The following is a 13,702-nucleotide window of genomic DNA, read 5'->3' on the forward strand; positions in this document are numbered from 1 at the left end:
GCTCCGCAACCGCTTCCGAGGCGCGGCGATGAGCGCCGTGGCGAACCCGGCCACCGTGGCCGAGTGCCTGCGGGTGGGCACCGGGTTCTCGCAGGGCGACCGCAACTGGATCGCCGAACAGTTCGCCACCCTCGACTCCCGGCTCGCCGGCTTCCACGCCGACGCCACCGAGCTGGAGGTGTCGGTGAAGGACCGGGAGGCTCGGGGGCAGAAGGTGACCCTTGAGTGCTGGATCGCCGGCCGGCAGAAGATCGTCACCACCTCGGCCGAGGAGGACCTGCACGCCGCGCTCAACGACGTCCGCGACGACCTGCGCCGGCGGCTCAACGACGCGAAGACCCGCCAGGAGCCCCGGCACAACAAGCACCTGCGCGACGTCAGCCAGCCGCAGGACCAGATCGACCCGGCCGAGGACCCGGAGGCTCTCCCGGCCGCCGACCCGATCCGAGCCGACGCGGAAACGGCCTGACCTCGCCGCGTCCCGCGATCTTGCACTTTCGAACCTCGTTTCGCGCCTTTCACGCGCTATGAGGAGGCAGCAAGTGCAAGATCGCGGCGCGGAGAGGTGCGCGGGGCGGGCAGGCGCGGGGCTACCGCTGGGTAGCGTCCCGGCGTAGCGTCGCGAGCGTGGAACCGGACGTGTTGGGGCCGCCGTACGAGCGGCAGACGATCGACCTGGGCACCGACGACGAGGGACCGGTCGTCGCGACCCTGGTCCGGCGGCGGGCCGAGCGCCCCACCGGGCGGGCCGTGCTCTACGTGCACGGCTTCGTCGACTACTTCTTCCAGACCCACCTGGCCGACTTCTTCGCCGAGCGGGGCTGGGACTTCTACGCCCTCGACCTGCGCAAGTACGGCCGCAGCCTGCTCCCGCACCAGACCCCGAACTTCTGCCAGGACATCAGCGACTACTTCCCCGAGCTGGACGCCGCCGCCGAGATCATCCGCGGGGACGACGGGCATGACACCCTGCTGGCGATGGGCCACTCCACCGGCGGCCTGATCATCTCGCTCTGGGCGGACGCCCGCCGCGACACCGACACCATCGACGGCCTGGTGCTCAACAGCCCCTTCTTCGACCTCAACGCCCCCTGGGCCGTGCGTCGACCCCTCGCGGCCGCCGCCTCCCGGCTGGGCCGCAGGGCGCCGCACCGCATCCTGCCGTTCGGGCTGGGCACGGTGTACGGCGAGAGCATCCACGCCGACCACCGCGGCGAGTGGACCTACGACCTGGCGTGGAAGCCGCTGGCCGGGTTCCCGGTCCGGGCCGGCTGGCTGAACGCGATCCGCAGCGGCCAGCGCCGACTGCGCGCCGGGCTGGACATCCAGGTGCCGGTGCTGTTGGCCTGCTCGACCCGCTCCTTCCGCGGCACCCGGTGGCACGACAACGCGACCCTGGCCGACGCCGTGCTGGACGTCGAGCACATGGTCCGGTACGCGCCCCGGCTCGGCCGCCACGTCACCCTGGCCCGCTTCGACGGCGGGCTGCACGACCTCACGCTCTCCGGCCCCGCCGTACGCCGGAAGGTCTTCGACGAGGTCGGCCGGTGGGCTGAGGCGTTCCTCGCCGCCGGCCCCACCGCCCCGGCCGGTCCCACGCCGGTCAACGTCGCTTCGTCCGGTGCCGCCTCGAGGGAGGCCGGCGGTGCATCCCGACTGCCGGAGACTCGCCGTCCGGCGACCGATCCGGCCGATGCGACGACGGCCGGCGACTGAAGCCGACGGCTCGCCCACGGCAGCCAGGGCCGCCGCAGGTCGAGGCTGTCTGTCTCAGGCGTCGCCGGCCGTGGACGGGAGGACGGCGCGGATCCGGTCGAAGGTCGCCACCGGGTGACCGCCGACGCCGGGCAGCACGAGGCCGAGGCAGTACAGCGACACCTCCCCGGCGGCGTCGGCCTGCACGACGAAGACCGGCGCCCCGACGTACCCCGGCGGCAGCTCGGTGGTGATCCGCACGGTGTCCCCGTCACGGACCACCCGCTCGATGGCCACCTCCAGCGGCCGGGACCCGTCCTCGCGTACCCCGTGGGCCAGCACGAAGGCGGAACCGGCGTCGGCGCCGAGGCGGGCGACCACCTCGGGCCCGGCGGCGATCCCGGCGGGCACCGGCTGCACCCGCCACCGCCAGCCGCCGTCGCCCGCGTACCGGTGCAGCCCGGCGGTGGGGAGCACGGCCACGCCGTCGCCCGGGAAGCGGGCCCAGCCGGGCCTGATGTCGCCCTCCGCGATGACGGCCGGGGCGACCCCGGCCGGCTCGGTGACGCTCCCCCGAAGGCTCAACTCCCCGCCCTGGCCACCGACGAGGTCGGCCGCCGTCAGCAGCGACTCCCCCACCGGGTCGTCGGCGCCCTGGAAGAAGAACGCGGTGCCGAATCCGTGGTCGAGGGCGCCCGACGACCGGTACGGCAGGATGGCGCGCCCGACGATCTGGCACAGCTCGTAGGCGACGTCGTTCTCGGCGTCGGAGTCCAGCAGCACCAGCCGAGGGTACGGTCCAGCGCCGGGCCGGTCCCGGGGAACCCGGATGCCGGCCCGCCGGCCCCCGTGAGACCCTGCTCGGCAACGTGGACGCGGGCACCCTTTTCCCCGCCGGCCGAGCGGGCGGCGGTACCCTCTTGGCGCGACATCCACGCCATGCGCCCGTAGCTCAGCGGATAGAGCAGGGGACTTCTAATCCCAAGGCCGCAGGTTCGAATCCTGCCGGGCGCGCCACCATCACCTCAGCTCAGCGGCTTGTCTCCCCGGCCATCGGTCACCTCTTCGCGGTACCGCTGGACCCACTGACGGTTGAGCTCGTCGGCCTGGCGCTGGTGCCGGGCGACGATGGTGCTCCCCTCGGGCAGGTGGAGGCCGAGAAAGTCGAGGACGCGGCGCGTGGCGGCGACCATGTCCGTGTCGAGCTCCTCGTAGCGCAGGACGAGCGGTTGGATCTCCCACGTGGCGAACCACGACTCCCAGGCCGCGTTGTGTTCTCTGATCGTCTCGATCAGGTGCGTGATGCCGTCCGCGTCGAAGCGGGGTGCCTGCCCGTTGCCGGCGTCGCCGCCGATCTCACCGTTGCCGCCGATGAACCACCTGGCTGTCTGCTCCGCGCGCAGCCAGGACACCGCCTGCGCCAGGACGTCGTCGCGGCGCAGGAAGACGAACCGGGTACGGCCGAATGCCCGGTCCAGTAGTGCGACGTCGTTGCCAGCCAGGTCCGGGTGGACGCTCGCGAGCTTGTCGACGACCTCGTCCAGCGTTCCCCACATGAGCTTCGCACCGAACACGCCGTTGTCCGTCCGGCCGGCGGCCAGCGCGGCCCGCACGTAGTCCGCGTAGTCGAAGCCGCCCCCGGCGGTGCGGCGGATCTGCCAGCGTTCGACCCACAGCGGCTCGTCGGGTGAACGGAAGTACGCCTGCGGATGACCGGCGACACCGGTCGATTCCAACAATCCGAGCAGTAGCGAACTGCCGGTGCGAGGAGTCCCGCAGATCAGGTACGAGTCGACACGGTCGGAGTGATCCGGCATGTCTGCACACAATCGCAACCGGGGGCGTCGCCGCAAGCGCGCGGTGGGCTGACAACGCGTCGAATCAGCTCCGCCGCAGACGTTCGGCCAGGTCGGCGGCGAAGTCGTGGATCTGGGACTCCGGGCTCGGGGCAAGGGGGAACACCGTGACCCCCACGACGAGGTTGCTGACTCGCACGTAGACACTCCGGTTCCGGGAGTACGCCTCGTCACCGACGCCGGACAGCGGCTTGACCTCCGACCCCAGTTTGCGCAGGACGCCACTGGCGGCGTCTGGCGCGTCCTCCCGCTGAGGGGTCGCGACGTAGTAGTCGATGGTCATCACGGGAGTCGGGATGTAGGCCGGGTGATCCTTGGGCAGGAACACCGAGCAGCTGTTCGATCCCTCCAGTCGCACGGCGTAGGCGGTCGCGAGCAGGTGCAGGCTGGGCTGCACCGTCTCGCAGGCCGGTGGTTCCGCGCGGAACTGACCGTCGTCGTTCAATCCCCCCATGAAGTAGGTGACCACACCTGCGGCGACCAGCAGAACGGGGACCAGTACCGCCGCGACGACGATGACGATCCGTCGACTAGGGCGGCGCGACGCCGAGGCCGAGGGCTGATCTGGAGAGCTCACGGCGGTGGATCTTAGCTACCCCGCCGGTCTGACGGGTTCGTGGATGGTCCGATCCCTCGCCGGGCAACAGGTTTGCGTCCCTGATGGAGAGTGGACCGGTGACGAAGCGACGGCGCGTTGCGCCCGCACCACCGCGCAGCGGTATGCGTCCACGGATGAAGGTGCTGGTGACCGGGCTGGTCGCACTGCTGGCGGGACTGGGCCTGGCCGGTGGTGCCGTGGCCTACCGCTGGCACGTGTCGTCTGAGGCGGACCGGTTGCGAGCCGACGGCGTGCCGGTCACCGCCTATGTCTCCGACCGGGCCGGGGGTGGCGGCCGGGGCAGCGGTATCGACCGCATCGAACTTTCCTACCTGTACGAGTCGAGGCAGTACACCACCTGGATCCCCTGCGCCGGTGTGACCGGCTGCGGCAGGACTCCGGGGCCGAAGATGGCGGTGTGGGTGGACCCGAACGACCCGGGCACGTTCGTGGCGGAGAACGGGCACACCTCCGGCTCGCTGTCGTTCCTGATGTCGTGGACCACGATCCCGGCCGGACTGCTGTTCGCCGCACTCGGAACGGTCCTGGTGGTCCTGGTCGTCCGGTTCAAGGACGACAAGTGGAAATAGCGACAACCCCGGCGGCGCGGCCCGGCGAGGCCGACAACCGAGGGGACCAGCATGACGAAGACGGTGCGGAACACCAGGAGCCGCGACCCGCGGGCGTACGCCCTCTCGGTGGCCGGTGGGGTGCTGGTGCTGCTCGGCCTGGTGGTGTGGAACTCACTCCTCGTCGGTCACGGTGAGGTCGCGGCGACGCAGAACTCGTTGCCCTCCGGGTCGGCCATCACCACGTGGTGTCCTTCGACGTCCTCCAGGACCCTCCCGCCCGCCTGCACCAGACGCTGAACCTCCGCCGTGATCCGTGCCCACCGCTCCTCGGGACTGCCATGACCCGGGACGCGGATGTCGATGTGCAGGCGGTTCTTCGCCGTCTTGGGCTCGGGGACGTTGAGGATGGAGAGGTTGGGGCCGACACCGGCGGGATCACACAGCCACGCGCCGTCGTCGGCGACGTCGTCCTCCGGCGGGTCGAGCTGCGCGAGCCACTCTTCACGTGTCGCGAAGGGAACGGGCGGTGGCTCGTCGATGTAGCCGAGGGCCGTCTTCCAGAACGCGGCGAGCACCGGTGCGTCCTTCGAGTCGAGGGTCAGATCAATGCGGGCAGCCATGCCCGGACGATACGACGCACCTCTGACTGTCGCCCGACGCGCCTCGAACCCGATCGCCGCCACCGGACTCGCCTCCAGAGGTGGCGCCGGTCCGGCCGAACGCAGGTGCCCGACGGTTCCGCCGGTGCCATATGCTGCGCGCGTCGGCACGGGGCCACGGGGAGAAACACATGCGACGCCACGCCAGGGCAGCGGTCGCTGCCGCCATCATCGCGGTGGCGCTTGCCGGCTGCGGCACGCCGACCGGCACGGACGGTGACCTGTCCGACGACTGGAAGCCGATGGCCGAGGCGCAGCAGTTCAGCCCGAAGGCCGGCGAGTGCCACCTGATTCCCGAGCCGAGCGCGTACCTCACCAGCTACGCCCCGGTTGACTGCGCGAAGACGCACCTGGTGGAGACCTTCCACGTCGGCATCTTCACCGGCGCCCTGGCCGCGCGGACCGCCCCGCCCAAGGTGGAGTCGGCGGCGATGCGCGCCGTCTTCGCCGACTGCGACACCCGAGCCAGGCAGTTCGTCGGTGGCGACTGGCGCACCGCCCGCCTGTCGGTGCAGGTCGCGCCGACCTCACCGGCCGGTTGGACGGGCGGCAGCCGCTGGTACCGGTGCGACATCTTCGAGCTGGACGAGGTCGACGGCGCCAACGGCGACGGCGACCGGGCGATCCAACGGGCCGGGACGCTGCGCGACGCGGTGGGCAGCCGTTCGCCGCTGACCTACGGCTGCATGAACGAGGATGAGTGGGACCGGCTGCGCTCGGCCAGTTGCACCGCCGCGCACCAGTTCGAGTTCGCGGGCATCTGGACCGCGCCGGACCGCTCCTACGAGGATGCCGTCCGGGACGAGGATCCGATCCATTCCGCCTGCCGTACGGTGGTCGGCCGTTACGCCAAGGTGCCCATCGACGCCAAGTTGCGCTACCGCACCGGCACCGCGTACCGCTTCCCCTCCCCGGAGCTGTGGGCGCGTGGCGATCGGGGGGTGCGCTGCTACTTCTGGTCCGGTGGCCGCACGTTCACCCGCTCCATCGCCGGCGGCGGCCCTGCGGTGCTGCCGGTCGGCTGACCCGGGTCAGCTCCGCCCACGCGGGATCGGCGAAAGAGCCGCTCAGCCGCGCCTCAGCATCTCGGCGAGCGTGGCGTCGCCCTGCCCGAGCTGCGACCCACCGGCCGTCGGCAGCACCAGGAAGCGGCGGCAGCCGTCGAGTTCCACGTACCGGTCGGGTCCGCCGGTGCCGTGCAGCGGGCGCAGCACCGCGAAGCGGGACGCCGGGGTGGCGCACTCGGCCGCCGGCCCGGCCTTGGCCAGGATGCGGAGCACGGCCGCCTGACGGTCGGGTGGCAGCGGCCCGCCGTACGCGAAGTCGCCGCCCGGTTTGCCGCCGCCCTGCTCCGACGCGGGCACCTGGTAGACGCAGAGGCGCAGTGGCCCCGCGTCCGGGACCGACGCCGGTGCGGGCGGTCCGGGCCGTCCCATGGTGCTCTCCACCCACACCATGTCCGCCCAGCGCTGCTCGCACCCGGCGGCCTCCGCCGCCGCGGATTCGACCTGCCCGACGGTACGGGTGTCCACCGTGGTCAGCGGCAGCGCGCCCAGCGCCTCCAGCACCTCGGCGCGCGGCTTGCGGCATTCGTCCGTCGGCAGGTACGGCCGCAGCCAGCGGCCCCGCTCGTCCAGCAGCGCCAGCCAGGGCGGGACGACCATGTCGAGGGTGCAGGCGATCTCCCCGTCCGCCCGCTTGTCGGGCAGGCGCAGCGCGGCGACCAGCGGAGCGATCTCCTCGGCACGCCGCTCGGTGGCCACCTGGTCGCGACCGCCGCCGGGGCGCGGCTGGATCTCCCGTCCGCAGACCACGGCGGCGACCGGGGTGAACGCCGGGTCGATCCGCCCGACCGCCGGGTCGTCGCCTTCCGGCGCCGGCAGCTCAGCGGAGCGCGGTGCCGCCTCGGCGCAGGACGTCCACTTCTCGACGATCCGCGCCGGGCCGGGATCGTCCGTCACCGCTGGCCCGCCGTCGCGGCCCGCGCAGCCGCCGAGCGCCGCGCCGACCAGTGCCGTCACCAGTACCGTCCGCACCGAACGCACCCGTCCCACCGCCTCTCCTCCAGGCGATGGGACGGACGGTCGGCGCGCCGGGTTCCCTCAGGCGCCGACGTACGCCGCGAGGTGCTCGCCGGTGAGGGTGGAGCGGGCGGCGACGAGGTCGGCCGGTGTGCCCTCGAAGACGACCCGGCCGCCGTCGTGGCCGGCGCCGGGGCCAAGGTCGATGATCCAGTCGGCGTGCGCCATGACCGCCTGGTGGTGCTCGACGACGATGACCGACTTGCCGGAGTCGACGAGCCGGTCGAGCAGGCCGAGCAACTGCTCGACGTCGGCGAGGTGCAGACCGGTGGTCGGCTCGTCGAGGATGTAGACGCCGCCCTTCTCGGCCATGTGGGTGGCCAGCTTGAGCCGCTGCCGCTCGCCGCCGGACAGCGTGGTGAGCGGCTGGCCGAGGCTCAGGTAGCCGAGCCCGACGTCGGCGAGCCGGCCGAGGATGGCGTGTGCTGCCGGCGTGTGCGCCTCGCCGGAGCCGAAGAACTTCTCGGCCTCGGTCACGGACATCGCGAGCACCTCGCTGATGTCGCGACCGCCGAGGTGGTATTCGAGCACCGACGCCTGGAACCGCTTCCCCTCGCACTCCTCGCAGAGGGTGGCGACGCCGGCCATCATCGCCAGGTCCGTGTAGATGACGCCGGCGCCGTTGCAGGCGGGGCAGGCTCCCTCGGAGTTGGCGCTGAACAGCGCGGGCTTCACACCGTTGGCCTTCGCGAACGCCTTGCGGATCGGGTCGAGCAGACCGGTGTACGTCGCCGGGTTGCTGCGCCGCGAACCCTTGATCGGCGCCTGGTCGACCGACACCACCCCGTCCCGGCCCGATACTGAGCCACGGATCAGCGAACTCTTGCCCGAGCCCGCCACCCCGGTGAGGACGACCAGCACGCCGAGCGGGATGTCGACGTCGATGTCCTGCAGGTTGTGGGCGTTGGCGCCACGCACCTCCAGCGCCCCGGACGGCGTCCGCACCGACGGCTTCAGCGAGGCGCGGTCGTCCAGGTGCTGACCGGTGAGGGTGCCGCTGGCCCGCAGCCCCTCGACCGTCCCCTCGAACACCACCTCACCGCCCTCGGTGCCGGCCCCCGGGCCGAGGTCGACGACGTGGTCGGCGATCGCGATCGCCTCCGGCTTGTGCTCCACGACGAGCACGGTGTTGCCCTTGTCCCGCAGCCGCAGCAGCAGGTCGTTCATCCGCTGGATGTCGTGGGGGTGCAGCCCGATCGTCGGCTCGTCGAACACGTAGGTGACGTCGGTGAGCGACGACCCGAGGTGGCGGATCATCTTGGTCCGCTGGGCCTCGCCGCCGGACAGCGTCCCCGACGACCGGTCGAGGCTGAGGTAGCCCAACCCGATCTCGACGAACGAGTCGAGCGTGTGTTGCAGCTTGGCCAGCAGCGGCGCGACGGACGGCTTGTCCAGACCGCGTACCCACTTGGCGAGGTCGCTGATCTGCATGGCGCACGCGTCGGCGATGCTGACCCCGTCGATCTTCGACGACCGGGCCGCCTCGCTGAGCCGGGAGCCGCCGCACTCCGGGCAGGACGTGAACGTCACCGCCCGCTCCACGAAGGCGCGGATGTGCGGCTGGAGCGTGTCGACGTCCTTGGACAGGAACGACTTCTGGATCTTCGGGATCAGGCCCTCGTAGGTGAGGTTCACGCCCTCGACCTTCACCTTGGTCGGCTCCCGGTACAGGAAGTCGTGCATCTCCTTCTTGGTGAACGTACGGATCGGCTTGGTCGGGTCGAGGAGGCCCGACTCGGCGTACGTCCGCACCGTCCAGAAGCTGTCGGACTTCCAGCCGGGGATGGTGAACGCGCCCTCGGCGATCGACTTGGAGTCGTCGTAGAGCTGGGTGAGGTCGATGTCGGAGACGCTGCCCCGGCCCTCGCAGCGCGGACACATGCCGCCGGTGATGCTGAACTCGCGACGCTCCTTCACGGTCCGTCCGGCGCGCTCCAGCGTCACCGCACCCGCACCGCTGATCGAGGCGACGTTGAAGGAGAACGCCTGGGGCGAGCCGATGTGCGGCTGCCCGAGCCGGCTGAACAGGATGCGCAGCATGGCGTTGGCGTCGGTGGCGGTGCCGACGGTGGAGCGGGCGTCGCCACCCATCCGCTGCTGGTCCACGATGATCGCGGTCGTCAGCCCGTCGAGCACGTCGACCTCGGGCCGCGCGAGCGTCGGCATGAAGCCCTGCACGAAGGCGCTGTACGTCTCGTTGATCATCCGCTGTGACTCCGCGGCGATCGTGCCGAACACCAGCGAGCTCTTGCCGGAGCCGGAGACGCCGGTGAACACCGTCAGCCGGCGCTTCGGCAGCTCGACGCTGACGTCCTTGAGGTTGTTCACGCGCGCGCCCTGCACGCGGATCAGATCGTGGCGGTCGGCGGCGTGCAGCTCAGGCGACTGCGTGGCCTCGCTGGTCGTGTGCATGACAGTCAGGCTAGGCGCGGCCCGGCGGCCGGCGCTTCTCGATTCCTGACCGGTCTGGTCACCTGTTTCGCCACGCAGGACGGCATGCCCGCCGCCGCGTCCTGGACCTGACGGCGGTAGGTGCTGGGCGGCACGCCGACCAGCTCGGTGAAGCGCGTGCTGAAGGTGCCCAGCGAGGAGCAGCCCACCGCGAAGCAGACCTCGGTGACGCTCAGCTCGCCACGGCGCAGCAGTGCCATCGCCCGCTCGATACGCCGCGTCATGAGGTAGCTGTACGGCGACTCGCCGTAGGCGAGCCGGAATTCGCGGCTGAGGTGCCCGGCCGACATGTGCGCGCCGCGAGCGAGCGCCTCGACGTCCAGCGGTTGCGCGTACTCCCGGTCGATCCGGTCGCGGACCCGGCGCAGCCGCGCGAGGTCGCGCAGGCGCTGCGTCGCGTCGGATCTGCTGCTCACCTGGTAAATCGTGCCACAGGGCAGGGCGCCGGCGAGGTCCACGCCTCGCTGCGGTTCCCGCCGACCGGACGACAACCGTCCAACCCCGCTCGAGCCGGTCGACAAAGCGTGACTCACGGGCGACAGTCCGCACATAATGCGTCGTTACTTGCCGCCGGCCATGCTATTCTCCGATGTCGATCCGCCGCGCGGACCCGGTCCGGGTCGTTGTCGGAAGGACACCTCCCGATGCCGGCCGTTGCCACTCCGCCTGTGCCGCCGCCCGCGCTGGACAACCCGGCCGGCGGCGCACTCGGCTTCATCTTCACCACGTTGCCGGCACTGCTGCGCCTGACCTGCGGGCTGGTCGGGGCGGTGGTGGCGCTGTCGGTGCGTACCCCGCCGGTCGAGCCGGCCCTCCTGCTGCCCGGCGTGGCCGCGTTGACCGGCTGGTCGGTCTGGTACGCCGCCCGCGCGCTGCGCCACGGGATCACCCCGACCCTGGTCGCCGGTGACGTCGTGGTCACCGTGCTGGCCTGCCTGCTCATCCCCCGCCTGGTGGCGCCCGAGGTGCTACCCGGCGAGGGCAGCTGGATCGCGGTGCTGGCCAGCACCACCGTGATCAACACGCAGGCCACCGCCCTGGCACGCTGGTCGATCCCGGCCGGGCTGCTGATCACCGCCGCGTACGTGGCCGGGACGCAGGCGGCCGGCAATCCCGCCGAGGCACGGGCACACGCGGCCACCCTGCTGGTGCAGACCGCCTGCACGGCGATGATGGCGACGGTGATGCGCCGCCGGATCGGTCGGGCGGACCGGGCGTTCGCCGAACACCAGCGGCTGACCGGGGAATCGTTGGTCGCCCGGGCCGCCCGGGAGGCCGAACGGCGGCAGAACCGCGACCTGCACGACACCGTGCTCGGCACGCTGACCATGGTGGGGCTCGGCGCGGTACCCGGGCCGTCGGTCGCATTCCGCGAACGGTGCGCCGCCGACCTGCGTACCCTCGTCGCACTGACCGACGTCGGGCCGGTGCCCGGCGACGGCCCGGTGCCGCTGGACGGGCGGTTGCGGACGGTGCCCGAGCGGCTGCCCGAGCTACGGGTGCACCTGGAGCTGGCGTCGTGCGCGGTGCCCGCCGGGGTGGCCGACGCGATCACCGACAGCACCTACGCGGCGCTGTCCAACGTGGTCCGGCACGCGCCGGGCGCGCAGGCCACGCTGCGGCTGACCCGGAACGCGGTCGCCGTCGTGGTCGAGGTGACCGACGACGGCCCCGGCTTCGACCCGGCCAGCGTCCCACCGCACCGGTACGGGCTGCGCGAGTCCGTCCGCGGCCGGATGGCGGCGATCGGTGGACGGGCCGAGGTGCGCTCGGCACCCGGCGCGGGCACCCTGATCCGGCTGGAGTGGCCCGGTGTCGGCTGACCTCGGGGTTCCGGCGGAGCGCACCGGAGCACCGGAGGCACCACTGTGGTCTCCGGTGCCGCTGCTCCAGCCGGGCCTGACCAGCGTGCCAGGGCCTCGAACCCCGACACCGTCGGTGGCGCTCGCCGCCGCGCCGGCGGCGGCGGTGGCGCACGCCTCCGACCGTGGTGCCCGGATCGCCGCCGTCGCCATCGCGCTGGCCTGGCACGTCGCCATCGGCCTGCCGGCGGTGCTGGCGGCCCGCGCGGACTACGCCGCGCCGGCGGTGGTGCTCGGCGGCTGGGTCCTGGTCGCGGTCGCCGGCGCGGTCGCCGGGGCACGGCTGCTGCTCGGCGCGGCGTTGCCACCGTGGCCGCTCGCCGGGCTGCTGCTCGCCGTCGACGCGGCCGTCTTCGCCGCCGTCGGCGAACGGCAGCTGTTCGCCGCCGCCAACTGGGTCTGGGGGACGCTCGCGTGGTTCTTCGTGCTGGCGCTGTGGGGCCGGCAGGTGGCCGGCCTCGTCGCGCTGCTGGCCGCACACGCGCTGATCGCCCTGGTCGCCGTGCTCTGGCACGGCCCCGACACGGCCGACCTGGCCCGCTACGTGATGTACGCGTACGGCACCTCCTCGCTGCCGGTGGCGGTCTTCGCGGGCAGCGCGGCGATCGTCGGCCTGGCCCGGCAACGGGCTGCCACCGCGGCCGCCGGTCACGCGATAGCGGCGGAGCGGGCCGCCGCCGAGCGGGGCCTCCGGGAACGCCGGGACCGCCTCACGTTGGCCGCCGCGGCGGCCGGGCGGGTGCTCGGGGAACTCGCCGCCGGACAGGCCGACCCCGACGACCCGGAGGTGCAGCGCCGGTGCGTGCTGGCGGCGGCTCGACTGCGCCGCCTGATCGCCGAGTCCGACGACGTGCCCGACCCCCTGCTGCACGAACTGCGCGCTGCGGCCGACCTGGCCGAACGCAACGGACTGCCCATCGACCTGGTCACCATCGGCAGTCCGCCACCACTGCCGGTGGAGATCCGCCGCGGGCTGGCCGACCCGCTCACCGGCCTCCTCGCCGACGCCCAGGAGTGGGCCCGGCTGACCGTGGTCTCCGGCCCCGACGAGGTGGTCGTCAGCCTGGTCACGCCGGACCGGGACGGGCCGGAGTCGACCGGCCCGCCGCCCTGGGAGCACGACGACGGGCCGGTACAGCACCTCTACGAGCGGGACGGGGACATCAGATGGGCACAGACCCGGTGGCGGAAGTGACCGGCGAACGGCCGATCGGGGTGGCCATCGTCGACGACCACCCGGTGGTGGTCGACGGGGTGCGCGCCTGGCTCGCGACCGAGCCGAGGCTGACCGTGCTGGCCACCGGTGACGACCCGGACGAGGTGCTGCGGGCGGCGCCGGACGCCGACGTGGTCCTGCTCGACCTGCGGCTGCACGGCCGGATGGCGCTGGGCAAGCTGGCCGAGCTGAGCGCCGCCGGGCGGCGGGTGGTGGTCTACTCCGAGCACACCGACCCGGAGACGATGCTCGCCGCGCTCGACGCCGGGGCGGTCGCGTTCCTGGCCAAGCACGAGGGGCGGGAGCACTGCGTGGCAACCGTGCTGGCGGCGGCGAGCGACCGCCCGTACGTGCCGCCGGCGCTGGCCGGCGCGATGGTCGGCGACCCGCGACCGGACCGGCCCATGCTGTCCGACAAGGAACGCGAGGCGCTGCTGCTGTGGTTCCAGTCGATGTCCAAGGCGTCGGTGGCCCGCCGGATGCAGATCAGCGAACACACCGTCAAGCAGTACGTCGACCGCGCGCGGATCAAGTACACCCGGGCGGGGCGGCCGGCTGCCACAAAGGCGGCGCTGCTCGCCCGGGCGATCGAGGACGGCCTCGTCCGCCCGGAGGAGATCGGCATCTACCGGTCACACGCGACGTACGACCGGCCGACCCCCTAACGGGCGTCATGACAGCCGCTCCCGGATCCGCGAGGCTTCACACCACA

At 72.6% G+C, this 13,702-nt stretch carries 14 protein-coding genes and 1 tRNA gene; 8 read left to right on the plus strand and 7 right to left on the minus strand.

The features are described 5' to 3' along the window. Positions 1-28 precede the first annotated feature (28 nt). Both ACTWLT_RS18410 and ACTWLT_RS18415 read left to right on the plus strand, forming a co-directional pair. Positions 29-469: an HPF/RaiA family ribosome-associated protein gene (locus ACTWLT_RS18410; protein ID WP_445319445.1), complete on the plus strand. Its 441-nt coding sequence runs from the start codon at positions 29-31 to the stop codon at positions 467-469. A gap of 158 nt (positions 470-627) precedes the next feature. Next, positions 628-1,716, plus strand: coding sequence for an alpha/beta hydrolase (locus tag ACTWLT_RS18415; protein ID WP_445319446.1), 1,089 nt, complete (start codon positions 628-630; stop codon positions 1,714-1,716). 54 nt (positions 1,717-1,770) lie between these two features. Here the strand turns inward: ACTWLT_RS18415 and ACTWLT_RS18420 are convergent, their stop codons facing one another. Beyond that, positions 1,771-2,478, minus strand: coding sequence for a hypothetical protein (locus tag ACTWLT_RS18420; RefSeq protein WP_445319447.1), 708 nt, complete (start codon positions 2,476-2,478; stop codon positions 1,771-1,773). A 158-nt stretch (positions 2,479-2,636) separates the two neighbouring features. Here ACTWLT_RS18420 and ACTWLT_RS18425 point away from each other — a divergent pair. Continuing rightward, positions 2,637-2,712, plus strand: a tRNA-Arg gene (locus ACTWLT_RS18425). 8 nt (positions 2,713-2,720) lie between these two features. Here ACTWLT_RS18425 and ACTWLT_RS18430 read toward each other — a convergent pair. Continuing rightward, positions 2,721-3,512, minus strand: a complete 792-nt coding sequence (locus ACTWLT_RS18430; RefSeq protein ID WP_445319448.1) for a Stf0 family sulfotransferase — start codon at positions 3,510-3,512, stop codon at positions 2,721-2,723. A gap of 64 nt (positions 3,513-3,576) precedes the next feature. After that, positions 3,577-4,128 carry a hypothetical protein gene (locus ACTWLT_RS18435; protein WP_445319449.1) on the minus strand — a complete coding sequence of 184 codons (552 nt, stop codon included), beginning with the start codon at positions 4,126-4,128 and terminating at the stop codon, positions 3,577-3,579. Between the two features lie 155 nt (positions 4,129-4,283). Here ACTWLT_RS18435 and ACTWLT_RS18440 point away from each other — a divergent pair, with 155 nt between their 5' ends. Continuing rightward, positions 4,284-4,739, plus strand: coding sequence for a hypothetical protein (locus ACTWLT_RS18440; RefSeq protein WP_445319450.1), 456 nt, complete (start codon positions 4,284-4,286; stop codon positions 4,737-4,739). 167 nt (positions 4,740-4,906) lie between these two features. Here the strand turns inward: ACTWLT_RS18440 and ACTWLT_RS18445 are convergent, their stop codons facing one another. Next, on the minus strand, positions 4,907-5,341 hold the full coding sequence (locus tag ACTWLT_RS18445; protein WP_445319451.1) for a VOC family protein: 435 nt from the start codon (positions 5,339-5,341) through the stop codon (positions 4,907-4,909). A 170-nt stretch (positions 5,342-5,511) separates the two neighbouring features. On the opposite strand from ACTWLT_RS18445, the gene ACTWLT_RS18450 reads away from it, so the two are divergent. Beyond that, complete coding sequence (locus ACTWLT_RS18450) at positions 5,512-6,405, plus strand: septum formation family protein (protein ID WP_445319452.1); 894 nt, start codon at positions 5,512-5,514, stop codon at positions 6,403-6,405. Between the two features lie 42 nt (positions 6,406-6,447). Here the strand turns inward: ACTWLT_RS18450 and ACTWLT_RS18455 are convergent, their stop codons facing one another. The 3 genes from ACTWLT_RS18455 to ACTWLT_RS18465 are packed head-to-tail and all read right to left on the minus strand — an operon-like array spanning position 6,448 to position 10,328. Continuing rightward, on the minus strand, positions 6,448-7,434 hold the full coding sequence (locus ACTWLT_RS18455; protein ID WP_445319453.1) for a hypothetical protein: 987 nt from the start codon (positions 7,432-7,434) through the stop codon (positions 6,448-6,450). Between the two features lie 48 nt (positions 7,435-7,482). Further along, a complete protein-coding gene (locus ACTWLT_RS18460; protein WP_252419687.1) occupies positions 7,483-9,873 on the minus strand; it encodes an ATP-binding cassette domain-containing protein in 2,391 nt (796 codons plus the stop codon). 5 nt (positions 9,874-9,878) lie between these two features. Then, entirely contained in the window at positions 9,879-10,328 is a 450-nt protein-coding gene (locus ACTWLT_RS18465; RefSeq protein ID WP_445319454.1) for a helix-turn-helix transcriptional regulator, read from the minus strand. Between the two features lie 228 nt (positions 10,329-10,556). On the opposite strand from ACTWLT_RS18465, the gene ACTWLT_RS18470 reads away from it, so the two are divergent. From ACTWLT_RS18470 to ACTWLT_RS18480, 3 genes are all read left to right on the plus strand, one after another. Next, on the plus strand, positions 10,557-11,735 hold the full coding sequence (locus ACTWLT_RS18470) for a sensor histidine kinase (protein ID WP_445319455.1): 1,179 nt from the start codon (positions 10,557-10,559) through the stop codon (positions 11,733-11,735). An 85-nt stretch (positions 11,736-11,820) separates the two neighbouring features. Then, complete coding sequence (locus ACTWLT_RS18475; RefSeq protein WP_445319530.1) at positions 11,821-12,969, plus strand: hypothetical protein; 1,149 nt, start codon at positions 11,821-11,823, stop codon at positions 12,967-12,969. Then, entirely contained in the window at positions 12,942-13,655 is a 714-nt protein-coding gene (locus tag ACTWLT_RS18480; RefSeq protein WP_445319456.1) for a response regulator transcription factor, read from the plus strand. The genes ACTWLT_RS18475 and ACTWLT_RS18480 overlap by 28 nt, the downstream gene beginning before the upstream one ends. Positions 13,656-13,702: the final 47 nt, after the last annotated feature.

It is taken from the genome of Micromonospora yongxingensis, from assembly GCF_052601155.1.

Bases quoted from the DNA above. Each gene is read 5' to 3' on its own strand.
- ACTWLT_RS18410 (WP_445319445.1), top strand. From the start codon at position 29: ATGAGCGCCGTGGCGAACCCGGCCACCGTGGCCGAGTGCCTGCGGGTG.
- ACTWLT_RS18430 (WP_445319448.1), bottom strand. From the start codon at position 3,512: ATGCCGGATCACTCCGACCGTGTCGACTCGTACCTGATCTGCGGGACT.
- ACTWLT_RS18440 (WP_445319450.1), top strand. From the start codon at position 4,284: ATGAAGGTGCTGGTGACCGGGCTGGTCGCACTGCTGGCGGGACTGGGC.
- ACTWLT_RS18445 (WP_445319451.1), bottom strand. From the start codon at position 5,341: ATGGCTGCCCGCATTGATCTGACCCTCGACTCGAAGGACGCACCGGTG.
- ACTWLT_RS18450 (WP_445319452.1), top strand. From the start codon at position 5,512: ATGCGACGCCACGCCAGGGCAGCGGTCGCTGCCGCCATCATCGCGGTG.
- ACTWLT_RS18460 (WP_252419687.1), bottom strand. From the start codon at position 9,873: ATGCACACGACCAGCGAGGCCACGCAGTCGCCTGAGCTGCACGCCGCC.
- ACTWLT_RS18470 (WP_445319455.1), top strand. From the start codon at position 10,557: ATGCCGGCCGTTGCCACTCCGCCTGTGCCGCCGCCCGCGCTGGACAAC.
- ACTWLT_RS18480 (WP_445319456.1), top strand. From the start codon at position 12,942: ATGGGCACAGACCCGGTGGCGGAAGTGACCGGCGAACGGCCGATCGGG.